The sequence below is a fragment of the Nocardiopsis sp. YSL2 genome (genome assembly GCF_030555055.1).
Lineage (GTDB): Bacteria > Actinomycetota > Actinomycetes > Streptosporangiales > Streptosporangiaceae > Nocardiopsis.
Map to the genome: position 1 here is coordinate 1,523,081 of NZ_JAMOAO010000001.1, position 23,738 is coordinate 1,546,818.

22 protein-coding genes and 1 pseudogene are annotated in these 23,738 nt (G+C 70.1%); 11 read left to right on the forward strand and 12 right to left on the reverse strand.

Translation table 11 applies throughout. The features are described 5' to 3' along the window. Positions 1–51: 51 nt before the first annotated feature. A pseudogene (locus M1P99_RS06520) lies at positions 52–929 on the forward strand (IS5 family transposase). 15 nt (positions 930–944) lie between these two features. On the opposite strand, the gene M1P99_RS06525 reads toward M1P99_RS06520, so the two are convergent. Continuing rightward, positions 945–1,343, reverse strand: coding sequence for a hypothetical protein (locus M1P99_RS06525; protein WP_304451761.1), 399 nt, complete (start codon positions 1,341–1,343; stop codon positions 945–947). A 116-nt stretch (positions 1,344–1,459) separates the two neighbouring features. Then, a complete protein-coding gene (locus M1P99_RS06530) occupies positions 1,460–2,086 on the reverse strand; it encodes a hypothetical protein (protein ID WP_304451762.1) in 627 nt (208 codons plus the stop codon). A 192-nt stretch (positions 2,087–2,278) separates the two neighbouring features. On the opposite strand from M1P99_RS06530, the gene M1P99_RS06535 reads away from it, so the two are divergent. Then, positions 2,279–2,947: a response regulator transcription factor gene (locus M1P99_RS06535; RefSeq protein ID WP_017570862.1), complete on the forward strand. Its 669-nt coding sequence runs from the start codon at positions 2,279–2,281 to the stop codon at positions 2,945–2,947. 68 nt (positions 2,948–3,015) lie between these two features. Further along, entirely contained in the window at positions 3,016–4,302 is a 1,287-nt protein-coding gene (locus tag M1P99_RS06540) for a HAMP domain-containing sensor histidine kinase (RefSeq protein WP_304451763.1), read from the forward strand. Positions 4,303–4,356: 54 nt separating this feature from the next. Here the strand turns inward: M1P99_RS06540 and M1P99_RS06545 are convergent, their stop codons facing one another. From M1P99_RS06545 to M1P99_RS06560, 4 genes are all read right to left on the reverse strand, one after another. Then, entirely contained in the window at positions 4,357–4,905 is a 549-nt protein-coding gene (locus M1P99_RS06545; RefSeq protein WP_304451764.1) for a barstar family protein, read from the reverse strand. Between the two features lie 67 nt (positions 4,906–4,972). Continuing rightward, entirely contained in the window at positions 4,973–6,145 is a 1,173-nt protein-coding gene (gene tgmC, locus M1P99_RS06550; protein ID WP_304451765.1) for an ATP-grasp peptide maturase system methyltransferase, read from the reverse strand. 134 nt (positions 6,146–6,279) lie between these two features. Then, positions 6,280–6,867: an HD family hydrolase gene (locus tag M1P99_RS06555; RefSeq protein WP_304451766.1), complete on the reverse strand. Its 588-nt coding sequence runs from the start codon at positions 6,865–6,867 to the stop codon at positions 6,280–6,282. Between the two features lie 10 nt (positions 6,868–6,877). Then, a complete protein-coding gene (locus M1P99_RS06560) occupies positions 6,878–7,975 on the reverse strand; it encodes a DNA-binding transcriptional regulator (protein WP_304451767.1) in 1,098 nt (365 codons plus the stop codon). Between the two features lie 220 nt (positions 7,976–8,195). Between M1P99_RS06560 and M1P99_RS06565 the strand changes: the two genes are divergently transcribed. The 4 genes from M1P99_RS06565 to M1P99_RS06580 are packed head-to-tail and all read left to right on the forward strand — an operon-like array spanning position 8,196 to position 10,566. Next, complete coding sequence (locus M1P99_RS06565; protein ID WP_304451768.1) at positions 8,196–8,732, forward strand: ATP-binding protein; 537 nt, start codon at positions 8,196–8,198, stop codon at positions 8,730–8,732. A 5-nt stretch (positions 8,733–8,737) separates the two neighbouring features. Next, positions 8,738–9,835 (forward strand): cyclophane-forming radical SAM peptide maturase AmcB, encoded by a 1,098-nt coding sequence (gene amcB, locus M1P99_RS06570; RefSeq protein WP_304451769.1) that lies wholly within the window; start codon positions 8,738–8,740, stop codon positions 9,833–9,835. Next, positions 9,836–10,003: a multiple cyclophane-containing RiPP AmcA gene (gene amcA, locus M1P99_RS06575; protein ID WP_304451770.1), complete on the forward strand. Its 168-nt coding sequence runs from the start codon at positions 9,836–9,838 to the stop codon at positions 10,001–10,003. Positions 10,004–10,011: 8 nt separating this feature from the next. Next, entirely contained in the window at positions 10,012–10,566 is a 555-nt protein-coding gene (locus tag M1P99_RS06580) for a pentapeptide repeat-containing protein (RefSeq protein WP_304451771.1), read from the forward strand. 82 nt (positions 10,567–10,648) lie between these two features. Here the strand turns inward: M1P99_RS06580 and M1P99_RS06585 are convergent, their stop codons facing one another. The 5 genes from M1P99_RS06585 to wecB all read right to left on the reverse strand — a co-directional run bounded on the left by M1P99_RS06585 (position 10,649) and on the right by wecB (position 17,277). Next, positions 10,649–11,143, reverse strand: a complete 495-nt coding sequence (locus M1P99_RS06585) for an ATP-binding protein (RefSeq protein ID WP_304451772.1) — start codon at positions 11,141–11,143, stop codon at positions 10,649–10,651. Continuing rightward, a complete protein-coding gene (locus M1P99_RS06590) occupies positions 11,143–11,526 on the reverse strand; it encodes a hypothetical protein (RefSeq protein WP_304451773.1) in 384 nt (127 codons plus the stop codon). The genes M1P99_RS06585 and M1P99_RS06590 overlap by 1 nt, the downstream gene beginning before the upstream one ends. A 333-nt stretch (positions 11,527–11,859) precedes the next feature. After that, entirely contained in the window at positions 11,860–14,046 is a 2,187-nt protein-coding gene (locus M1P99_RS06595) for a glycosyltransferase (protein ID WP_304455599.1), read from the reverse strand. Between the two features lie 85 nt (positions 14,047–14,131). Then, on the reverse strand, positions 14,132–15,904 hold the full coding sequence (locus tag M1P99_RS06600; RefSeq protein ID WP_304451774.1) for a hypothetical protein: 1,773 nt from the start codon (positions 15,902–15,904) through the stop codon (positions 14,132–14,134). Between the two features lie 263 nt (positions 15,905–16,167). Continuing rightward, the gene (gene wecB / locus M1P99_RS06605; protein ID WP_304451775.1) at positions 16,168–17,277 is read right to left on the reverse strand and encodes a non-hydrolyzing UDP-N-acetylglucosamine 2-epimerase; all 1,110 of its coding nucleotides are present in this window, start codon (positions 17,275–17,277) and stop codon (positions 16,168–16,170) included. 248 nt (positions 17,278–17,525) lie between these two features. On the opposite strand from wecB, the gene M1P99_RS06610 reads away from it, so the two are divergent. The 4 genes from M1P99_RS06610 (at position 17,526) to M1P99_RS06625 (ending at position 22,854) form a co-directional block, all read left to right on the forward strand. Then, positions 17,526–19,250, forward strand: a complete 1,725-nt coding sequence (locus M1P99_RS06610; RefSeq protein WP_304451776.1) for a glycosyltransferase family 4 protein — start codon at positions 17,526–17,528, stop codon at positions 19,248–19,250. A 107-nt stretch (positions 19,251–19,357) separates the two neighbouring features. Continuing rightward, on the forward strand, positions 19,358–20,731 hold the full coding sequence (locus M1P99_RS06615) for a nucleotide sugar dehydrogenase (RefSeq protein ID WP_304451777.1): 1,374 nt from the start codon (positions 19,358–19,360) through the stop codon (positions 20,729–20,731). A gap of 263 nt (positions 20,732–20,994) precedes the next feature. Continuing rightward, positions 20,995–22,182, forward strand: coding sequence for a glycosyltransferase (locus tag M1P99_RS06620; protein ID WP_304451778.1), 1,188 nt, complete (start codon positions 20,995–20,997; stop codon positions 22,180–22,182). Between the two features lie 72 nt (positions 22,183–22,254). Next, entirely contained in the window at positions 22,255–22,854 is a 600-nt protein-coding gene (locus tag M1P99_RS06625; RefSeq protein WP_304451779.1) for a malonic semialdehyde reductase, read from the forward strand. Between the two features lie 313 nt (positions 22,855–23,167). Here M1P99_RS06625 and M1P99_RS06630 read toward each other — a convergent pair whose 3' ends face one another. Beyond that, positions 23,168–23,587, reverse strand: a complete 420-nt coding sequence (locus M1P99_RS06630; RefSeq protein WP_304451780.1) for a hypothetical protein — start codon at positions 23,585–23,587, stop codon at positions 23,168–23,170. Positions 23,588–23,738: the final 151 nt, after the last annotated feature.

The following is a 23,738-nucleotide window of genomic DNA, read 5'->3' on the forward strand; positions in this document are numbered from 1 at the left end:
TCGGTAGATCAGTCAACGACCAAGAAGACCAAGCCCACCGAAGGCTTCGCTGTGACCCTACCCGGCCCCGGGCGCGGTGACCTCACCGACGCCCAATGGTCTGTGCTCGAACCGCTCCTGCCCGTGCCGGCCACCGGCCGTCCGCCCTCGCGCTCCAAGCGCACCCTGATCAACGGCATCCGCTGGCGGGTGCGGGCCGGCGCCCCCTGGCGCGACGTACCCGAGCGCTACGGCCCCTGGCAGAGCGTCTACGACCTCTTCCGCCGCTGGACCCGCAACGGCACCTGGGCCCGAATTTTGGACGCCCTGCGCGCCCTGGCCGACGCGGCGGGCCTGATCACCTGGCAGGTCAACGTCGACTCCACCATCGTGCGCGCCCACCAGCACGCCGCCGGAGCCGCGAAAAGGGGGAGGGCCCAGATCACGAAACGGACGAGCCCGACGACCACGCTCTGGGACGCTCGCGGGGCGGGTGGACCACCAAGATCCACCTGGCCTGCGAGCAGCGCCAAAAGCCCTTGTCGGTGGTGGTCACGGCCGGCCAGCGCGGGGACGCCCCTCAGTTCGAGCCGGTCATGGAACGTATCCGCGTGGCGGGGCGGGATCGCAGTGGTCCGGCGCGCACCCGGCCGGTGCGGGTACGCGCGGATAAGGCCTACAGCTCGAAGAAGATCCGTGCCTACCTGCGCAGACGCAAGATCAGAGCGACGATTCCCGAACCCGCCGACCGGGTGCGCAACCGCAAACGCAAGGGGCGGAGTGGGGGTCGTCCGCCCGGCTTCGACAAGGTCGACTACCGGGCCCGGCACGCGGTGGAGTGCGGGATCAACCGGCTCAAACGCAACCGGGCGGTGGCCACGCGCTATGACAAGCTCGCCCTTCGCTACGAGGCCACCGTCCAGATCGCTGCCATCAACGAATGGCTCTGACTTTCCAAACAGGCCCTAGCAGCGGGGCAGTCCGTCGACGGGTTTCCAGGGCTCGGCCACGCGCAGGGCGGTGGCGCTGACGAAGACGTCCAGGTTGCCGACGCTGTCGTCTGTGAGGAGCCACCAGGTGGTCATGCGCCCCTGCCCGTCGGAGTGCGCCTCTCCCTCGATCTGGCAGAAGAAGGCGTTGCGGCCGGCCCAGAGCCAGCCGCCGGTCGCGTACCGGGTGTCCGCGGACCAGTAGGAGCGGCTGTCCCGCCACGTGGTGTAGTACCGGCGCGGCGAGAAGCCCTCGCTCGCCCCGTTCTCGCGGACGTCGGCCGTGTGCGCGGCCGCCCCCGGGGGCGCCGCCCCCAGGGCCAGGGCGCACAGCAGCGTCGCCGTCACCGTCCGTAGGGTGCCTCCGTAGGCCATCGCCGCTCCTCCCGCCGCCGACGGCCAAGGCCGCCAAACAGTATCGACAGCGTTCATTGTTACACAGAGCGATCTTATAGTGACTTTAGGACACAGCCTGGCCTGCGGTTCACGGTCTAGCAGCCGGCCGCAGCCCTGGCGTCGGCGGCCATGTCGTCGCGTTCGCCCTGGTCGAGACCGTGGTGCTCGAACCACACCAGGACGAAGTGACAGGCGTCCTGGGTGTCCTGGGCCTCGCTCTCGGGCCGCGCCTCCCGCATCGCCCGCGCCGCCTCCCCGGCGATCCCGGCACTCTCGAAGGCGACGATCCGCACGACGTCGGTGTCCATGGCGGACGTACAGAGGAAGGGGTCGGGCTCCGCGGCCTCCTCCGGCCCGGCGCAGAACTCGTCGGTGGTGTCGAGCCGGGAGCCGATGGAGTGGTCCTCGCGCAGTTCGTCGACCAGTTCGGCGGCGGCCATCAGCCCCCCGGGGTCGGAGGGCGCCGGGGTCGGGCCGGGGACCGGCGGCCGGGACGGCTCCTGCGCGGGATCCGACGACGGCTCCCGGCCCGCGGACGCCGGCGCGGAGGGCCGCTCCGAGAGACCGTCCTCCCGGCCCTGCGCGACGAGGCGGATCGTCCGCTCCGCCAGGGCCAGGGTCGTACCCAGGAAGATGGCGCCGCCCAGGACCGCGATGACGGCGAGGACCACGAGCACCCCCGCCCCGTGGCGGCTCGGCTGCGGGGATGGGAACGGACGCACGCGCGACTCCTCGCCTCTGGGGTGCCCGACTGGGCCAAGCCTCCCATTTTCACCAAGAACGTGCAAAGAAAGTGTTCCTGGTAGCCAATTGCCCGATATGACCGATATGTGAATAGCGTATTTTCGGCCAACCTTGGGCCTTCCGGCGCGCATAATAGGGAAATGCGCGACCCGGGATCTACGATCAACAGCATGACCTGCGTTTTGCTGGCCGAAGACGATGTCTCGATCTCCGAGCCTCTCGCGCGCGCACTCCGCCGCGAGGGCTATACGGTGGATGTGACCGTCAACGGCATTGAGACACTCGACCGTGCCCGTGCAGGAGACATCGACCTCATGGTCCTTGATCTCGGGCTGCCCGAAATGGACGGGCTTGAGGTGGCACGTCGGCTGCGAGCCGAGGGTCACGGAACGCCGATCCTGATCCTGACCGCCCGCGCCGACGAGGTCGACACCGTCGTCGGCCTCGACGCCGGTGCCGACGACTACGTCACCAAGCCCTTCCGCCTGGCCGAACTCCTCGCCCGCGTCCGGGCCCTGCTGCGCCGGGGCGGCGCGGAGGTACCGGTCGTGCACGGCGTGCGGATCGACAACGACTCGCGACGCGCGTGGCTGGGCGAGCGCGAGCTCCAACTCACGACGAAGGAGTTCGACCTCCTGCGCGTGCTCGTCCGCGACGCGGGCAAGGTGGTCACCCGTGAACAGATCATGCGCGAGGTGTGGGACACCAACTGGTGGGGTTCGACCAAGACCCTCGACATGCACATCTCCTGGCTGCGTCGCAAACTGGGCGACGACGCCAACCAGCCCTCGTACATCACGACCGTTCGCGGCGTGGGATTCCGCTTCGAGCGGGACTGACTCGACCTTGGGTTCACAGCGCTCGGTACCGGCCGGCCGACCCAGGGGCCGTACGGACGTGAGGTGACATGCGCAGGAGGATGGTCTTCTCCACGCTCGTGGTGACCGTCATCACCGTCATGCTGCTCGGCCTGCCCCTGGGCGCGCTCACGTACAAGCTCGTGCACGACGAGAGCAGTCGCCAGCTCCAGGGCGAGGCCGAGCTCATCGGCGCCGAGAGCGACAGCATGCTCGAACTCCACGGCGAGATCGACCTGGCCGAGTTCGACCGGACCTATCCCGACCGGTTCATCCGCATCACGCCCGCGGGCGAGGCCTCCACGGTGACGGCGGGCAACCCGGCACTCAACCCGGAAGAGCCCGACGCGCCCAGCCTCCTGCGCCAGACCGCGCTGACCAGCGACGGGACGCGGGTGGAGGTCTGGGCGGAGGCCGATGCGGTCCAACAGAGCGTGGTCCAGGCATGGATGGGCATCGCGTCGCTGTCCCTGCTCGCCATCGGGGTGGCGGTGGGTTTGTCCATGTTCCAGGCGCGCAGGCTCACCCTGCCGCTGGTGGACCTGGCGGCCACCGCCGAGCGGTTGGGCTCCGGCGTGGCCTCACCGTGGGGCCACAGGTACGGGATTCCCGAGGCCGACCGCGTGGCGGAGGTCCTGGACCGCAGCGCCGAGCGCATCGCCGGACTCATCGCCACCGAGCGCCACTTCGCCACCGATGCCTCCCACCAGCTCCGCACGCCGCTCACGGCGCTCACGATGCGGTTGGAGGAGATCATCGCCGAGTCCGAGAACCCGGAGGTGGTGCGGGAGGAGAGCGAGGCCGCCCTCGCCCAGACCGAGCGGCTCGTGGAGACGGTGGAGAGCCTCCTGGGACGGGCTCGCAAGAGCCAGAACCCGGAGGTCGAGCCGGTCGAGCTGGATCCGGTGCTCAACCACATCCAGGCGGAGTGGTCGCCCGTCCTCCAGCAGGAGCAGCGCAGGCTGCTCGTCACCGGGGACCCGGGCCTGACCGCGATGACGGTGCCCACCGACCTGTCGCAGATCCTGGCGACGCTCGTGGAGAACGCCTACAAGCACGGCGCGGGCACGGTCACCATCCGGCGTCTGGACACCGGGCAGTCGGTGCGCATCGAGGTCAGCGACGAGGGCGACGGCGTGCCCGAGCACCTGTCCGGCCGGATCTTCGAACGCGAGGTCAGCGGGGGCGGCGGTACCGGTCTGGGCCTGGCCCTGGCCCGGCACATCGCCGAGTCCGAGGGCGCCCGGATCGAGCTGGTGCAGACCCAGCCGACCACCTTCGCCCTGTTCCTCCCGGCCGGAGCGGGCGGCCTCACGAAGATGACCGGCCCCGTCTGACCCGGTCCCCCGACGCCCGCCGGCCCTCGGTCGCGGCCGGCGGAGCACCTGTGGTCAGTCCTCGAACACGAGACCCCGTCGGCGGGGATCCTCGGCGAGGTACTCCTCCAGCATCGCCCGGACCACCCGGGCATCCCGGGGGCAGACCTCCTCCAGGTGCCGCCACCCCGTGAACCGGAGTGTCCTGGGCAGCTCCACCAGCCCGGTGATCGCGTCCCAGAAGGCGTCCAGGTTCCTCCCGTACATGTCCGGGAAGCCCAGCGCCCTCTTCAGGACGACGTGCAACTCGCGGGAGTCGGCCACCCCGCCCACGTCCACCGTCACGTCGACCGAGACCGGGCTGTCGCTGACGGTGAACACAGCCGGGCCCGTCGACCGGGTCAGAGCCTCGGACAGCCGCATCACCTCGGCCGCACCCGTCGGGCAGGCCCTGCTCACCTCGTCCCAACCGATCACGTGGACCTCACCGCCCCGCGCGCAGAAGTCGGCGACGGCCTCCTCCAGCGACCGCCAGTCCTCGGCCGCCGCAGGGGAAAGCCCCAGCCCACGGACCAGAGCCGAACGGATTCCGGCCTCGGTCGGCTCGTCTTCCAGGTCGATCATCATTTCTTCCCCATAAGAAGGACACAGCAGTCACAGCGAGCACACGGCGCTGGTCGGCTCCGCAGGGTCAGACCAGGGACCACCGATGGCCGTCCACCGGAGAATCGTGCCAGACGAACTGTTCCTCGGGCGTGACGGTCGCGCCGAACGCGCTCCAGTCGGGTTCCCCGTGGCCGACCCACCAGCGGTGGGCGGCCTCCACCATCGTCCACAGACGTCGCGGCCCGCCCTGCATAACCTGGAAGCGGCCGCCCCGCGCCGGTTCGATGTCGACCTCGGCCCATGCCCCGTCCCTGCCCTCCATGGACAGGAAGTCGGTGCCGTCGTCGGCCGTCCTGAGCACGTTGTCGGCGTCGACCGTGGCGAGTTGGGCCACGAACGCGAACGCGAGGTCACGGAGGAGGGCGGGATCCAGGGAAGTTTCGCTGGACGTGCCCTCGTCGTCCACTGAGGTGCGGAGACGCGGGTCATGGCTCCGGGCGGGCATGAACCCCGCCCACTCGGGCAGGAACCGGCCCTGGGCGGTGCCGTCCTCGCCCACTTTGAGTATGAGCATCGCGCCACCCGTACCGCCCGCGATGTTCACCAGGATCAGCCCGCCGGATGCCACCTGGTCGAGCCACGCGGGGGGAACATGGGTGAAGGCGGTGGTGGAGATGATCCTGTCGTAGGGGGCTCGGTCCGGGTAGCCCTTGTGGCCGTCGTACTCCGCGACGATGGGGTGGTAGCCCGACCCCGTGAGGCGCTCGGCGGCGTCGGAGACCAGGCGGGGCGATATGTCGATGCTCGTCACACGATCCGAGCCCAGACATTCGCTCAGGATCGCGGCGTTGTACCCCGAGCCGACCCCGATCTCCAGAACTCGGGGGTCGCCGTCGAGGTCGAGTTCGTTGAGTATCTGAGCCATGAGGCCGGGCATCGTGGAAGAACTGGTGCAGCGTCCCTTCCCCGTGCCGTGGGGAAGGGCTTCGAGGATCGGTTTGCCCTTGACCTCGATGATCAGCGTCTCGTCCGCGTAGACGTGCGATCCCCACTCCTCACGCTGCTCGGGAACGTCGCCGCGCAGGAGTCGGTACCGCGTGCCCTCGGGTGTGTGCTCGTACAGTGCGAAGGCCGGGACGAACACGCCCCGGTCGACACGACGGAAGGCGTCGGTGAGGGGACCCGTAGGTGCGAGCACGCCCTTTTCGACGAGTCGATCGGTCAGCCTGGACGCGTATGCGTGAACAGCGCGGGTCATGCCCGTCCTTTCTCCAGCAATGCAGCGATGGCCTGCCCGACGGGCAGGTCGCAGTGGTGCGCGAGCCATCCCCACTCGCCGTTCGGGTTGACCTCCAGAAGGGTCCAGGTCCCCGCCCAGAAGGATGTCCGGCGTCAGAGCGGTGGCTTCTGAGTGCGGGCCTGATGCACCCACGCCAGGGGGTCACGAGTAAGCGCCTCCTCAGCCAGCCGCTTCGCTGAGGCCGTCCTGAGCGACGCGAGGGAGGTGTCGATCCACGCCTGGGTATGGCTGTTGCCCTGTTTCTGGTACTCCACCGCCTGCACCAGGCATTCGAGCTTGTCGGCGTCCTTGGCGCACCTCGCCTCAATGGACTCCGTGGCCTCGTACTCCCCCACTGCATCGTTGACCATCGCGGCCACCACCTCCGGGAGCCCTTCTACCTGGTTGGCGGTCACCTCGGTGTTGGGTGCGGCCTTGAGATAGCGCTTGCCGACGTAGGGGATATCGGTCAGCCGGGTCTCCTGGGTGTCGTGGAACAGCGCCAGGAATGCCGCACGCTCGGGATCCGCGCCTTCGAGCGCGGCGATCACCGCCGCCGTGACGGCCGTGCGGTGCGAGTGGTCCGCGATGGACTCGGGGTCAGGCACCCCCGCGACCAGCCAACCGGTCCGCTTGTAGCGTTTCATCAGACCGACCTCGTACAGGAAGTCGACGGCTCGGGTGACCTGCTCGTCTGCCATGGGACTCCTTCTACTTCCGTTGTGCCATCCGAAGAGCGTAGAGCACGCCCTCAAGCTCGCGCCGCGATTGAGGGGAGATCGGCCCTTCTTCCAAAACGCGTTGCAATTCGGGCGTCATGGCACCCGCGATGCGCCCATCGACGAGTCCAGGCTTTCGGATGACCAGCGCCCAAAGCGTGTGGGCTACGACATCGAGGTAGGGGTTGCGCGGGTCGAGCTTGGCGACAAGGTGACCAAGGAGCAGGTCCCCTCGCCAGGAATCAACGTCCAACTTCACCATGAACGTATCCGCCAACTGCGGGTCTCTGACTTCTCCCAACCAGTACGCCCAGTAGTTCAGATTGGCGATCTCGCAGGAGTCGGTGGATACATGGACGCCGATGAACTGGGGTAGTGCTTCCGTGTCTCCTTTGCGTGCGAGCGAGTGAGCCCCTGAGCGCACGACCGCCCACGACGGCGACCAGTCCATATTGCTCCCCAGGCGACGCTTCTCGGCTCGTTGCATGGTGGCCAGCCACTCTCCGGTCTCGTCGGAGGAGTCGAAGCCTGCGACGTAATGGGCCTGCCGACGCAGCAAGGCGCCAATCGACGAATCGCGTGTGGCTTTCTCAGCCACGGCCCGAAGATGCGAGGTGATGTGTCGGCGTTCGTCGGCAGCCAGTTCCGGGCCGTTGGTCGAGGGGCCACGTCTGCCTTGCGGCGATGCCTCAGCCAGTACCGCGGGGGCGGTTCCGGTGAATGCCCAAGCGACGAGGTCAGTGAAGGATCTGGTGATGACCCAGGTCGCGAGTGGATGCGCATCCAGGTTGGTTCGGCCTTGATCACCCATGATGTATCCGAGAAATCGGTCCGCCTCCAGCGCGATGTCCATCTGCGCCAGCAGACGGGGAGACGCGCCCAAGCGGTGAAGGAGATGTCGCAAGCGCAGGTACTGTCCGGTGCTGACCGCCATCAGTGGGCGACGGCCGGACTCCCACCCCTGGAGAGTGCTGACATCCACTCCGATCCGTTCTGCGAACGAGATCTGTGTATGCCCGACCGTTCGCCGAATGATCTTGAGGACATGGCCAGAAATCCGTCCTTCTCGCTCGGATTCGGGCGCAGACAAGGAACTGTGACTCGTAGTCGGTGTAGAGAGCCTGCCCTCTGGCATATGCGCCTCGCTGGGGAGTCGAACTCGTACTGGCGGTCAGTTCAGTCAGATCTCACCGCTCCGTAACGTCGGTACCACCTTAAAGCAGACGCCCAGGGCGCCAGGCGGGATCTGGATGGCAGCGCAGAATCACAGTCAGGCACCTAACCGAGTTGAAAAGGCACCAGGTACGAACATGCACGAGATGTCCCCTCGCCGGCCTCCGCCGCTGGTCGTTCCACAGCAGAGTACGACGACTGTCGTGCCTCCCAAACGGCTGAGCTTCGATGATCCCGCCCGGTCCGGGATCGTGCTCGGTCCGGATCCGCACCACGTCCGAATCGCCCGTTCCTGGGCGCACCAAGCCGCACACACCACACCCAACGCGGCGTTTCCACTGGTCGCCGTGGTCAGCGAACTGGTCGACAATTCCCTGCGCCACACCCGATCCGGCGACCCCAACGGCACCACCCGCGTCGTCATCGAACGCCGACCCTTCGCATACGTCCTGACCGTCACCGACAACGGACCCCGCCCTGGGCCTACTATCCCTGTCCCCCGCATTCAGGACCCCGACAACCTGCTCGCGGCCGGTGGCTATGGGCTCCGACTCGTCGACACCCTCGCCGCTTACTGGGACTGGTCCGGCACGGCGGGAGGCCCCCTCACCGTCCGTGCCCTCCTGGAACACGGTGATGAGCGCTGTCTGGCCTCGGAAGCGGCGCAGGTATGAGCCGGTTGAGCTCCACCTTCCACACGCTCATCCTGCAGCCGACCACCCTGTGCAACCTGAACTGCTCCTACTGCTACTTGTGCCCCAGTGAGCGCCGGTCTCGCGTCGAGATGTCCGTTGACGTCGCTCGCGCGGTCGCGGCCGGGGTCCGCGAACAGCAGAGCGGCCATGTGGTCGACGTGGTCTGGCATGGCGGGGAGCCGCTGACCACTCGGCGTGAGCACTTCCGCGATCTCGTGGAGGCGTTCGAACCGCTCCGGCAGCAGGGAAAGATCCGCCACTACGTGCAGACCAACGCGACGCTCATCGATGACGCATGGTGTGATTTCCTCACTGCCCACGACTTCCACGTCGGCGTAAGTATCGATGGCCCCGAGATCGCCAACAGCAACCGCGTGGACTGGTCGGGAACTCCCGTCCACCGGCGCATCATGCGCGGTGTTGACATGCTGCGAGGACACGGGATCGAGTTCTCCGCCATCTGTGTCGCCACCGCCGAGAGCATCACTGACCCAGGTCCGCTGTTCGACTTCTTCGAGGTCTTGGGAGCCAGGAGCGTCGGTTTCAACATCGAGGAGTTCGAGGGTGCCAACACCACCAGGGAAACCGTCGATCCACTCGCCGTGCGCCGGTTCTGGCGGGAGATGTTCGAGCGCCTGAGCCGTGGGAGCCGGATGAGGGTTCGGGAGGCCGACCGCCTCCTGGGGTATCTGGCCGACGTCAAAGCCGGGCGCGGACCCGGATGGGTGAGCGCCCCCCACGACCCCATCCCCACCGTGGGCACCAGCGGGGACACCGTCGTGCTCTCCCCGGAACTCCTCGGAGTTCGGGCTCCGGCCTACGACGACTTCATCGTGGGCAACGTTCTTGAGACTTCTCTGCCCTCCATCGTCGCCCGGGCCCGTGAGGCCGCCTACGTCAAGGAGCACTTCCAAGTCGTGGAGCGGTGTCAGCGGACGTGCGACTTCTTCGCGTTCTGCCAGGGCGGGCAGGCCTCCAACCGCTACTTCGAGACCGGCGGCTTCGCCACCACCGAGACCGCCTATTGCCGTAACGCCAAGCAGGAACTCGTCCTCGCTCTGGCCGAGAACATGGGAGTCTGAGTGAGCATCTTGGCAGCGCTGGAGAACGAGCCGCAGGTCGACGACCTCATCGGCCGCCTCCCCCCGACCACACCCATCAGCGGGTTCGATAATCGCGACACCTGGGACAACCGGGGCGGTGGTTCGTTCGACAACCGCCCTACATGGGACAACTGGAAGAAGGGCTAGGGATCCGCATGGAAACCGCCACCATCCGGGGCGCGAAGGTACTCCTGCCCAGCGAGGACGATGCGCCGGTGACGTCGTGGCCGTTCGCGAGTCCCTCGGCCGACGAGAAGGTCGCCAACATCGATTTCCGTGGTGTGGACCTGGGCTCGCACCGCCTGGTCGACATCTCGCTGGAGCGGTGCCGCTTCACCGGTTCCCGGCTCATGGGAGTGTCGATGACCCGGACATCCCTCAAGGACGTGCTGTTCGAGGGCTGCCGATTCGACTACTCGACGTGGGATCAGGTGAAGGTGAATGGTGCCGTGGCGTTCGTGAACTGCTCTTTCAGAGAGACCGGCATCGCGAGGAGTGACCTTCGGGGCGCGGTGTTCGATGAGTGTGCCTTCGGCCCCGAGATCACGTCCACCAAGATGTCCGGCACGGATCTACGGGGAAGCGACCTGTCTGGGTTGTCCGGACTGCCATCGCTGGTTGGGGCTCAGGTGACGGAGACCCAACTGCGGCAGCTCACCGAGGCGATGGTCCGGGACCTGAAGCTCGCGGTGGCGGAGATCAGCCCTTAACGGGACAGCCACGAAGTTTCGGGTGGTTCGATCTGGGGGTGCGCCCGGGCCCCGTCAGGTGTTCTGGCGGGGCCCGGTGCCGTCAGCGGGTGAAGACGTAGGGGCGCATGTTCTCCGGGGCAGCGCCCGGGTCCATCGCGAACTCCGCCCAGACGTGGGTGCCGAGGTCGGCCCAGGGGGCGAGGCGGAAGTGTCCCCAGGCTGTGGAGAGGTTCTCGACCAGGACGAGGCCGCGTTGGCCCTCCGCCCAGTCCCACTCGTCGCTGGAGCGCTCGGCGGGGATGCGGGGCACCCCTCCTCCCCCGCCGCAGTCGCTGAGGGACACGCGCAGGGTGCCCGGGCCGGGCATGGACAGGGCCCTGATGACCTCGCCGCCCGTGCGGCCGGAGTCGGTGTACTTGATCCCGTTGGCGAAGAGTTCGCTGGTGACGAGCTGGAGGGTGTCGACCAGGTCGGGGTCGAATCCGGCCAGGTCGGCGGCGAGGTCGGCGCGGACCCGGGAGAGCTGGGAGAGGTCACCCGGGTAGGTGCGGTGTTCCCAGAAGACGGTCGGGCGCTTGGTGACGGTCGCGGGCATCAGACGGCCACCGCCTCGGCGCGGCGGGGCGACGGGACGGGGGCGAGCAGGTCGCCCGCCGGGGGCCGGGCGGTCCACTGGTCGAGGCGGCGCAGGGCGTCGGCCTGGACGCGGGCGAGGTCGCGTTCGGTCTCGAAGGCCCGGTAGTAGCCGCGCACCAGGGCGACCTCTTCGGCCGGGATCGGCGCGGGCGGCGGGACCAGACGGGGAGTCGGGCGCGGAGCGGTCCGGGTGAGCACGGGCTCCGGCAGGGGCGCGTAGCGGCGGACGCGGGTGGAGCGGCGCCGGCGGGCGGCCACCGAATGGCGTCCGCGCGCGGGAGTGAACAGGGCCTTCAGGGAGGCGAGGGCATGCCTGAGGACGGCAGGGCTAGACTGAGCCATGTCGGCAATCTTTCTGGTTAAAAGGTGAACATTGCTGGCCACGGCCTCGGGCGCCGGTTAGCGCCGCGGGGCCTCCGCTTGTTGGGTTGTGTTTGCGACAAAGAATAGGGCATGGCGGGGTCGAGGGAGAACTTTTCGGAATGGGCGTTCGGACTTTGTTCGAATTCCGGCCCATCGACCCAGTTCAGCGACCCGTGCGATCGGCCAGACAGAAAGCTCCGACCGTGCCGAAAGAAATCTCTTTGTCGGAATATGCGCCGTTTTTGAGGGAAATGTGAACCCACGCCGAAGGGGGTGTTCCGGCCGTGCCGGAACGCCCCCTTGGAGTCGGTGTCAGGACCGGGCGACGGGCGCCGCGGAGGCGTCCTCGGGGACCTTGCCGCGCACCACCAGGTCGCTCCACAGCGAGCGGACCCGGTCCAGCCCGTACGCGCCCGTCACCTCGGCGCGCGCCCGCTCGGCCTCGGCGGCGAAGCGGCCCTCGGACACCATCGCGTGGATCGCCTCGGCCATGGCGACCGCGTCGGCGTGGATCCAGTGCGGGTCGTAGATGGTGTCCGCGCCCGGCCACGGCAGCAGCGCGGGCACCCCGCCCGAGGCCGCGCACTCGGCCGGCGCCAGGTGGAACGACTCGTCGTCACTGGTGGAGAGCATGAACCCCACCCGCCGCAGCCACGTGGCCACGTCCGGCCCGAACGGGTCGAACACCACGCCGGAGGCGAGCTTCTCGTCCCGCTGGATCCGGCGGTACACCCGCTCGAAGTAGGAGCGCTCCTCCGGCCGGTTCCAGATCCACCAGTACTCCCACGGCTGCTTGGTCTTGACCGAGAGCGTGTACCTGGGGTCCATCCGCCGCAGCTCGGAGACCACGTCCAGCCCGCGGTCCAGCCGCTTGCGCGAGGGCGCGATCCCGACCATGCCCAGCGAGTACTCCGCTCCGGCCAGCTTGGGCCGCGCCAGCTGGGCGTCGTCCACCCAGTTGGGCACGACCACGACCTTGTCGGACGGCCACCCCGTGATCTCGCGCGTCAGGTCCGCGTAGTGCGGGCTCACGCACACCACGGCGTCGACCTTGCCGATGTCGAGCTTGCGCGGCCACTCCGCGTACAGCTCGAACCGGTGCAGCCGGACGATGAGCCGCTGGTCGGGCCGCTTCCACTTGGCGTAGAACAGCGCGTTGGGCCCGCACCACTCACAGATGACCACGTCGGCCCAGCCCGCCAGCTCACGCGAGCGGTACTGGTCGTGGGCGTTGAGCCCCTCCCACTGGTCGATGCGCACGTCCAGACCGGGCAGGGCGTCGAGGTACTCCGCCAGCCGGGTGAAGAACTTCAGGTCGTGGCCGGCCACGACCACCTTGAGCGGGCGCTCGGGGTCGGCGCCCTCCGGCGCCGTGGGCAGCGCCTCGGCCAGGTAGCCGCGCAACCGCTCGGCCGCCCGCTCCAGCGTGTGCGCGGCCGCCGCGTCCCGGCACCGCCGCGCCGCGTCCGCGTACAGCTCGCGGTCTGCGTAGGCCCGGGCCACGACCTCGGCGACCGAACCGATGTCCGCCCCGGCGAAGAGCGGGTAGTCGGCGCCCAGCAGCGCCTCGTGCATGGGAGTGCGGTTGAGCACGACCGGCAGTCCGAGCGCGCCCAGCTCCAGCACCTTGGTGGACAGCTCCAGGCTCGCGTCCATGGACGGGTCGCGCCAGGACAGACCGAAGTCGCAGTCGGCGGACTGGCGGAGCGCCTCGGCCCGCGCCATGCCGCCGCGCCAGTCCACGTGCTCGGTGGACTCCAGGGCGCGGCGCATGTGTTTGGACCAGTCGGCGGGCTCTGCGTGGATCTTGTCGCCGATCATCACCATCTCGGCGTCGACGCCGAGTCGGCCGAGGCGCTCGGGCAGCTCGGTCATCTCCAGGGTGTTCCAGCGCGGCGCGAACTTGCCCGTGTAGGCGATGCGCGTGCGCGCGTGCACCTGGCCGTCCGCCTGGACGCCCTCGGGCACCACGACCACGGGCGGGAAGAGCACGGAGCGCCCGCACGCGGCGGGCACCGACGACTCCAGGAACGCACGCAGTTCCTCGGTCTGGCAGAGCAGGAACCGGGAGGCCAGCGCGATCTCGGTGAGCTCGGCGGTGGTGGCGGCGGTCAGCTCGCCGACGCTGTGCGGGAAGTCGGTGAGGTAGGTCCACAGCCGTCCGGCCAGGGCCTCCTCCTGGGCGGCGAGCCCCGCCAGGCGGCGGCCGCGGACCACGACGAGGTCGAAGGGACGGCGCTCGTGCTGCCGGGTGATGAGCTCGACGGCCTGCTCCGGGGTGAGCCCGCGCGGGCCCCGCTCGGGCACGAGGTCGTCCTCGTAGGGGCGCAGCAGCCGGATGCCGGGCACGTCGGCCAGCGGTGCGACGAGCCGGTCGGTGCGTACCGGCGCCTTGAGCAGGAGTGTCACCTCGCATCCGGCCGCGGCCAGGGCCTGCGCCATCGACTGCGCCCAGATCGCGGAACCGTCGATGATGTTGAGGTCCACGTCCCCGTACAGGAGCGCGCGCGGAGAAGGTGTACTCACGTTCTTCCCTTCGGATGCTTTCGGGTGTCCCGCGCGGAGCGGTGAGTGCGACGGGGGATCAACCGATCGCGCCTGTCGATGCGTCGGCGGCGCTGTGGGCGGGACCGTCCGCCCCGCCTCCGGGTGCCGTGCCGTGGTCCGGCCCCAGCGCCAGCAGGCGGCTGCCGCGGCGGTTCCACTCGGCCGGGTTCCAGCCGCGGCGCAACAGCGGTGTCCTGGCCAGTTCCGGCGTCACGGCACTCACGAAAACATACTGGGTGCCGTGGGAGCGCGCGCGGTCGAAGAAGCCCTGCCCGCCCGCGTCACCGCCGGTGTCCTCGGAGCCGTCGGAGGCGGGGGCGGGGGCGCCGACGGCGTCGGCTCCCGAGCACTCGGCCGCGCAGACCAGGTCGGCGAGGCGGTCGGCGCCCACGTGCCCGGTCCACGGGTAGGCCCACGGGGCGGTGGCGCGTTCGGCCAGTGCGGCCCAGCCGTCGGTGCCGAGCCCGCCGATGCGGGGCCGGTCGCCGTCGCGGGTGAGCTCCTCGGGGGTGTCCGGGGCGTTGAAGCGCGCCGAGCGCACGGTCACGCCCTCGGCCCGCAGCCGCTGCACACCGGGCAGGCGGGCCGCGGCACCGGGCACCACGACCTCGGTGGGGCGCAGAGTGGCCGCGAGCAGGTCGTCGGCGAGCTGGTCGGCCTCCGCCTCGCCCGCGGGGTCGGCCAGGACGGCCACCGAGCGCCCGCGCAGGGGCAGTCGGGCGCCGGGCGTGTCGGTGTCCAGGTCGAGTCCCTCCAGGATCTCGGCGAGGCGCACCGGGGTGGCCGCGTCGAAGAACACCTGGCGGAGCATGGTGCGCTGCTCCGCGGAACTGGGCACGGCGGCGCGCAGGCGCGGCACGGACACCGCCAGGTCCTCGCCGCCGGTCCGCGCCGGGTCGGCGTGCGCCACGACGTGGGCGCCGCAGGCCCAGGCCCGCCGGCGGACGCGTTCGTGGTCGGGTCCCGCACCGGGGATGACCGCGACGTTGGCGGCGCGCAGGGCGTCGGCCAGGTCGGGTGAGTCGGCGTCGGTGACCCCGGCGCCCAGGTCCGTGAGCAGTTCGGGAACGCTGTCACCCTCCCCGGAGCGGACGTAGACCGCCTCGGGGCCGCGGACGAGGTCGGCGGCGACGGGGTTGAACTGGTGCAGGGGCACGCCGGCGTCGCCGTCGTGGACCCGGTCGAAGCCCAGCTCGCGCAGGGCCGGCGGGGCGGGTGCGTCGTCGAGCAGGACCGCGGGGATGCCGCGGGCGGCGGCCGACTCCAGCACCCAGTGCAGGGCTCGGGTGCGGTCGACCACGGCGGGGTCGCCCACGTGGGCCCACGGGGATCCGGGGGCCGCCGCGGAGGACGAGACCAGGACCAGGTCCACGTCCACGCCGTCCATGACGATCTGGGCGTCGTGGGGGCGCAGCGGCACGGTCCGCACGTAGGGGTCGACGGCCTGCTGGATGGCGGGGCCGACGACGGTGGCGACGACGAGCAGGTCCTCGCGTCCGCCCACGACGCCGGTGAGAAGGCGGGCCTCCTGGCGGTCGGTGTCGAAGGAGCGCACGGGCTCGGCTCCGGGCCGACGGCGCTCGGTGTGTCTGGTGGTGCCGCTGCGGCGCCAGAGGCGGTAGAGGTCACGTGGAAGCTTGACCAGTGAGCGGCCGGGTCGTTTGGCGGCCGCGGTCAGTGCCCGTCCCACCTGCAGCGAGGTGGAACCCTCCACGGCGGCCAGGCGCGAGCGCGCCTCCTGGAGTTGTGCCTCGCGCTCGGCGAGGGCCTGCCGGAGCTGTTCGGTCTGGCTCTGTTCACGCCGTTTCACGGTCTGCCACCTTGCGTTCTGGTCGGATCGGCGAGCCCGCCGCGTTCGTCGCGTGTGTCGGTTCCGACGCCGCCGGGTGGTGTGCCCGGCGCGTTCCCGGCGTGGTCCGGATGCCCTTGGTCAGGCGCACGGACCGGGGCCGGAGCCGAAGGCTCTCATCTGAGTGAGGTAGGCCGTCCCGGCGCGAAGCGCCCGGCGATGGTGGGCGACGGGCGGACGCGGCCGTCGGTCTGCAGGGAGACGGGGACGAACATGGCATGGGATCACCTGGACCACTGGGTGAGGATGGTGGCGATGCGCTCTCCGGCGTGCCCGTCCCACAGGGGCGGGCTGTCGCCGACGCGCTCGGGGGTCTGGCCGTGCAGGACCTTGGTGACCGTCTGGAGGAGGTCGGCCTCGGTGACGAGCTGGTTGGTCCCGTGGGTGATGGTGACGGGCCGCTCGGTGTTGGGGCGCAGGGTCAGGCAGGGGACGCCGAGGATGGTGGTCTCCTCCTGGACGCCGCCGGAGTCGGTGACCACGGCCGCGGAGCCGCGGACGAGCGCGACGAAGTCGAGGTAGCCCAGGGGCTCCAGCAGGTGGACGCGCGGGTGGTCGCCGAGCCCGGCGCGCTCGAAGGCGGCCTTGCCGCGCGGGTGGACCGGCATGACGACGTCGACCTGGTCGGCGATCTCGTGCAGGCGCCTGGCCAGCAGGGCGGCGGTGTCGGGGTCGTCGACGTTGGCGGGCCGGTGCAGTGTGGAGGCGACGTAGCGCTCGGGCAGGTCGAGCCGCGCGCGCAGGGCGTCGGCGTCGAACCGGTCGAGGTTGGCCAGCAGGGTGTCGATCATGGGGTTGCCGACCAGGTGGACGCGGTCGGTCGACACGCCCTCGGCGGCCAGGTGGCCGATGGCCTCGGGGCTGGTGGCGAAGCACAGGTCGCTCAGCTGGTCCGTGACGCGCCGGTTGACCTCCTCGGGCATCGTGTTGTCGAACGAGCGCAGTCCGGCCTCGACGTGGGCCACCGGGACGCACAGCTTGGCGGCCACCAGGGCGGCGGCCACGGTGGAGTTGACGTCGCCGTAGACGACCACCATGCCGGGTCGGCGCTCGGTGAACTCCTTCTCCAGTCCGACCATGAGGGCGGCGGTCTGCGCGGCGTGCGAGCCCGATCCCACCCCGAGGTCGACGTCCGGCGTGGGCAGGCCCAGGTCGCGGAAGAACACGGCCGACATCCGGTCGTCGTAGTGCTGCCCGGTGTGGACGACCGCCTGGTGGGCCCCTCGCCCGCGCAGCGCGGAGACGACGGGCGCGGCCTTGACGAAGTTGGGGCGCGCGCCGACGACGTGCACGATCCCGGTGTCCTGGCTACCAAGGGGGGCGCTCGTTGCCACGTCTGTCACGTTTCCTTCTGTTGGAGTGGAGTTTGCCGTGTGATGGGTTCCGTGCGGCCGACCGGACCGCCGGAGGGGCCGTGAGCGGCGTTCCTTGCCCCAGCCGTCCCGCCCGTGTCGCCGTGGTGTCACCACCTGGTCACGTCCACGTGGTTGTGTGACTGACCGTGCATGACACCCAGACTTCCCGAACCCGCGCTCCCCGCCCGCGCACCCGCTGGGTGCGGGCCGGGACGTTCACACTGTCGTTGGCCTGGCGACACCTGAGGGCCGACCCCGCCCGTCTGCCGCTGCTCGCGCTGCGGCTGCTGCCCGGCCCCGCCCGGCGTGCGGTGCGGACGGCGGCCTCCCGGTGTGGGGGCCTCGCCCGCGCCTACGCCCTGTGGGACCGGGGGCGTCGCGAGGACGCCCGCGCGTCGGTCCTGTCCGCGGCACGAGGCGCCTCCCCCCGCCGGGTCGGCCGCCTGGTGGCGGCCTGCCTGGCCGCGGGTGACGCCGACACCGCCCGCGCTCTGGTGAGCCGGATGCCGAAGGGTCGGTCCCGGGATGCCGCGGAGTACCGGACGGCCGTGGCCACCGGACGTGCCGTCCCCGTGTCCTCGTCGCCCGACCATCACGGAATCACGTTAACCCGCGATGCCCCAACGCCGCCCGACGACACGGTGAACGCTGGGCGACCGCCCGTACCGGCAGGTGAACGGTGGCGTGTGGCGGGTGATCCCGGTTCCCCTGGCGCGGGGCTGCGCGTCCTGCACCTCGTCACCAACGCGCTTCCGTCGACCAACGCGGGGTACACCCAGCGCACGCACAAGATCGCGGTCGCCCAGCGCGAGGCCGGCATGGACGTGCACGTGGTCACCAGGGCGGGGTTCCCGCTGACCAAGGGCGTACGGGACGCGCGCACGCTGGTCCGCCTGGACGGCGTCACCTACCACCGTCTCATCCCGTGGACGGCTCCGGCCGACGCCGCCGAGGAGCTGGCGGTGGGCGTGAGCATGGCGTCGACGCTGGTGGAGGCGCTGCGGCCGGACGTGCTGCACGCCGCCAGCAACCACCACAACGCCCGTCTGGCGCTGGAACTGGGGCGCCGCCACGGCCTGCCGGTCGTGTACGAGGCCCGGGGCTTCCTGGAGGAGTCCTGGCTCTCGCGCGACCCGTCCAGGAGTGTCGAGGACGCCTTCTACCAGGCCGAACGCGCCAACGAGACGGCCTGCATGCTGGCCGCGGACCTGGTGGTGACGCTGGGCGAGACGATGCGCGCCGACATCGAGGCGCGGGGGGTCGCCCGTGAGCGGCTCCTCGTGGTGCCCAACGCGGTGGAGGCGTCGTTCCTGGACCCGCTGCCCTCGGGCGCGCAGGTCCGCGAGGGCCTGGGCATCGGCGCGGAGGAGTTCGTGGTGGGCACCACGACCAGCTTCTTCGGCTACGAGGGCCTGGAGGTCCTGGTGGACGCGGTCGCCCTGATGCGCGAACGCGGGGAGAAGGTGCACGCCCTGCTCGTGGGCGACGGCCCCGAACTACCGGTCCTGCGCGACCGCGCGCGGTCGCTGGGGCTCGACGGCGCCGTGCACTTCCCCGGCCGCGTCCCGGCCGACCGGGTGCGCGCCCACCACGCGGCCCTAGACGTGTTCGCCGTGCCGCGCCGGGACGAGCGGGTGTGCCGCCTGGTGACGCCGCTCAAGCCCGTGGAGGCGATGGCCGGCGGGCTTCCCGTGGTGGCCAGCGACCTACCGGCATTGCGAGAGATCGTGGAACCGGGGGTGACCGGCGAGTTAATTCCGGCGGGCGAATCGGCAGGTCTCGCCGATGCTCTGACAAAACTCGCCTACAGTCGGGAAAGGCGGATCTCCTACGGCCGAGCAGGCCGGAGCAAGGTCGGTGCCGATCGCACCTGGACCGAGGCCGCATACCGCTACAACCAGGCGTATCGGGTTCTTCTCCGGAAATTGTCCGGACCAGGCCAGAATCCGTGATCGAGGACATCGAGTACCTAGACTCGGACGTCCCACGCACTGTGTGACACAAGGCAGTCCTCCATCACCGACGCCCGTTCACCAATGAATGCGAGTGTGACCCCGAAGTGGATGCCGCAGCCTCCAAACCAGCAAAAGCCACCGTTCCCGAACAGTCGTCCGGCGGTGCCGTCAGCGACCTCGTCGTCCTGGGACTCGGCTACGTCGGTCTGCCTCTGGCGGCCGAGGCCGTCTCCGCGGGGCTCAAGGTCACCGGTCTCGACCTGAGCGAGCACGTCGTCTCCGGCCTGAACCAGGGCCTCTCGCACGTGGACGACCTCTCCAGCCAGGACGTCGCCTCGATGCTGGAGCGCGGGTTCACCGCGACCGCGGACCCGGCCTGCCTGGCCACGGCCCGCACCGTCGTGATCTGCGTGCCCACCCCGCTCTCACCCGAGGGCGGACCGGACCTGGGCGCGGTCACCTCCGCGTCCAGGACCATCGCGGCCCACCTGCGCCCGGGCACGCTGGTCATCCTGGAGTCGACGACCTACCCCGGCACCACCGAGGAGGTCGTGCGCCCGCTCCTGGAGGAGTCCGGCCTGGTCGCCGGTTCCGACTTCCACCTGGCCTTCTCCCCCGAGCGCATCGACCCGGGCAACCCGACCTTCGGCGTGGCCAACACCCCGAAGGTCGTGGGCGGGCTCACCCCCGAGTGCGGGGAGGCCGCCGCGGCCTTCTACGGCCACTTCGTGAACACGGTCGTGCGCGCCCGGGGCACCCGCGAGGCGGAGATGGCCAAGCTGCTGGAGAACACCTACCGCCACGTCAACATCGCCCTGGTCAACGAGATGGCCATCTTCTGCCAGGAGCTGGGCGTGGACCTGTGGGACTCCATCGCGGCGGCGGCGACCAAGCCGTTCGGGTTCCAGGCCTTCTACCCGGGTCCGGGTGTGGGCGGGCACTGCATCCCCATCGACCCCAACTACCTCTCCTACAAGGTCAAGACGCTGGGCTACCCGTTCCGGTTCGTCGAGCTGGCCCAGGAGATCAACGGGCGCATGCCCTCCTACGTCATGCAGCGGGCGCAGGAGCTGCTCAACGAGTCCGGGCTGGCCCTGTCGCGGTCCAAGGTGCTGCTGCTGGGCGTGACCTACAAGGCCGACATCGCCGACCAGCGCGAGTCGCCGGCCCGCCCGGTGGCGCGCAAGCTGGCGGCCAAGGGCGCCACGCTCACCTACCACGACCCGCACGTGGAGTCCTGGGAGGTCGACGGGGTGGACGTGCCCCGCTCCACCGACCTGGACCAGGCCCTGGCCGACGCGGACCTGACGATCCTGCTCACCGACCACGCCGAGTACCGCCCCAAGCGGTTGGCGGAGTACGCACGCCTGCTGCTGGACACCCGCGGCGTTCTGCGCCGCGAGGAGCCCGAGGCCGATGCCTCCGTGCCCGCCCAGGCCCGGAGCAAGGTCCTGCGCGAGGGCCTGCAGGTGCTCTGACCGCCCGCGTCACGCGCCTCGCGTGCGGCACGCCGACGAACGCCACCCGAGCGTTCAGCGGCGTGCCTTTTCGCGTTCACCCGGCCCCGACCGAAGGTTCATCCGATCAACCCCGGGTGTCCACCCGGCTTTCCTCACCATGTTTCCGCTGGTGAATACCGTGTCGATGAGCTGGTCCAGCCCGATTTGAGCGGATCATCGATACGGGGTGTGACGATTCGTGCGCCTCGCGACCCATCCGGTGAGACACGTAGGTGATCTTCATGCACGCGCTCGTGGCCACGGTTGTGCACCACCCCGAAGACGCGCGGATCCTGCACCGACAGATCCGCGCACTGCTGGACGCCGGTCACACGGTGACCTACGTGGCCCCGTTCCGGGAGTGCGGGGTGACGCCCTGGGACGAACTGCGCTCGATCGACGTCCCGCGCGCCTCGGGACGCGAGCGCCTGGCCTCGCTGCGGGCGGCGCGCGCGGTCCTCGCCGAGCACGCCCCCCGGGCCGACCTCCTGCTCTTCCACGACCCCGAACTCCTGCTGGCGCTCCCCTCCCGCCGACCGGTCACGGTGTGGGACGTGCACGAGGACACCGCGGCCGCGCTGCTGACCAAGCCGTGGGTGCCCCGGCCGCTGCGCCGCCCGCTGGGCCTGGTGGTCCGCTCCTTCGAGCGGCGTGCCGAGCGCCGGATGAAGCTGCTGCTGGCCGAGGAGGGCTACCGCTCGCGGTTCCGCCGCCAGCACCCCGTGGTGCCCAACACGACCGAGGTGCCGGAACGGCCGATGCGCGAGCCCGGAGACGACCGCGTGGTGTACCTGGGGCACGTGTCCATGGCGCGCGGTGCCCGTGAACTGGTCGAACTGGGCCGAACGCTGCGCCCGCACGGGGTGCGGCTGGAGGTGATCGGCGGCGCCGACGCCCGGGTGCGGCCGCTGCTGCGGGAGGCCCAGCAGGCGGACGACCTGCACTGGTACGGGTTCGTCCCCAACGATCGGGCTCTGCGCATGTGCGCCGGGGCGACCGCCGGGATCAGCATGCTGCACGACACCCCGAACTACCGGCACTCGATGCCGACCAAGGTCGTGGAGTACATGGCGCACGGCCTGCCGGTCGTGACCACGGCGAACCCGATGGCCGAGGCGCTGGTGACGGGCCGGCCGGAGGGCCACGCCGGCCGGGTGGTGCCGTTCGGTGACGTGCGGGCCGCGGCCGACGCGGTGCTGGAGCTGCGGCGCGACGAGGGCCTGCGCCGGTCGATGGCGCGGACGGGCCACGAGATCGCCCAGACGTCCTTCCACTGGCCGGTCCAGGCCCGGCTGTTCGTCAAGCAGTTGGAGGAGTGGGTGGCCGAGCGGACCGCTCCCGCCCCGCGCGTGCCCAGACCGCGCCCCCGCACCCCCATGGTGGAACGTGAGAGCGGGCACACTCGCACCCCACGAGAAATATCTTCCTAGTCAACTAGGTTGTGACTCGCGTCGGCCGCCTCCTGCGGCCGGCCACCAGCACGAGCACGACCAAGGACGAACATGACGCAGCTGGCACTCGACAAGGTCGCCCAGGACCTGTTGTTCCGCGACGCCCGTACCGCCAACACCTTCACCGACGAGCCGGTGACCGACGAGCAGGTGCGCGCCATCCAGGACCTGGTCAAGTACGGTCCGACGGCGATGAACACCCAGCCTCTGCGCGTGACGGTCGTGCGCTCCCCCGAGGCGCGTGAGCGCCTGGTCCGGCACATGGCGGGCAACAACGCCCCCAAGACCTCCACCGCCCCGCTGACGCTGGTGCTGTCCGCCGACACCGACTACCACCTGCACATGGACCGCACGTTCCCGGTCATCCCGGGCATCGGTGACGCGCTCGCCGCCGACGCGGACAAGCGCGAGGCGGACGCACGGTTCAACGCGCTCCTGCAGATCGGCTACCTGATCATGGGCGTGCGCGCGGCCGGACTGGCCGCCGGTCCGATGACCGGGTTCGATCCCGAAGGCGTGCGCACGGAGCTGTTCGGCGCGGACTCCCCGCTGCGTCCGCTCGTGGTGATGAACATCGGCAACCCCGGCCCGGACGCCTGGTTCGACCGCCTCCACCGCCTGGAGCACGACGAGGTCGTCACCGAGATCTGATCGCCCACGCGTACACGCCAGGGGCCGCACACCCGCGAAGGGGTGTGCGGCCCCTGGCGTGTCAGTGCGGCCAGAGAGTGATGTGAACGATCACGATCTCTCGTCGGTGATGGGCGAGGATGAACTTGAAGAACCCTACTTCGTCTCCAAGGGAGAACTCCCGCAACCCGCCGGACCGGTCAGGCGGCCCGCCTACATGTTCGGCTTCCGGCCCCAGCGTCGCCAGTTCCGTTGCCAGGCGTTCGATCGCGGCCAGGACCCCCACAGGAACGCCGTCAGCGAGACTCCGGATGGAAGCACCAAGTCCATTCCTTCACTTGTCGAGCTCCGCATCCGCCCAGGCGAGAATCCGTGCTACCTCCGTCAGCGCCTCGGTGCTCTCCGGATGCCCCTGTTCCGCTCTGGCGACCATCTCGTCCAGTCGGCGAGCGACATCGGGATACCTCTGGACCTGGACCTTCTGAGCCCACGAGCGGCAGAACAACCACAGGGGCCCGATGCTCTGATTCGCCTGTGCTTTGGTGCTCGCCTCAAGGAGGCTCGTGTCGAACTCCTTGAGCCGCGAAGGAGCTACCTGTGCGACAGCCGCACGCAGCGCAGTGGGATTCGGGTCGAACTCCTTGAGCCGCGAAGGAGCTACCTGTGCGACAGCCGCACGCAGCGCAGTGGGATTCGGGTCCGGGCGCGGAATGAGCGACGCTTCGAGGGGCTGGACCACGGGTTGTTCGGACATCGCTACCGCCCTGCCTTCAGCCGCGGGAGCAGTTGATCGCGCACGACGAATGTACCGCCTACCCGCGACAGGGGCCGCACACCCCTTCGCGGGTGTGCGGCCCCTGTCGTGAGTCCACGGGCGACGGAACGGGGACGGCGGTCCCCACCCG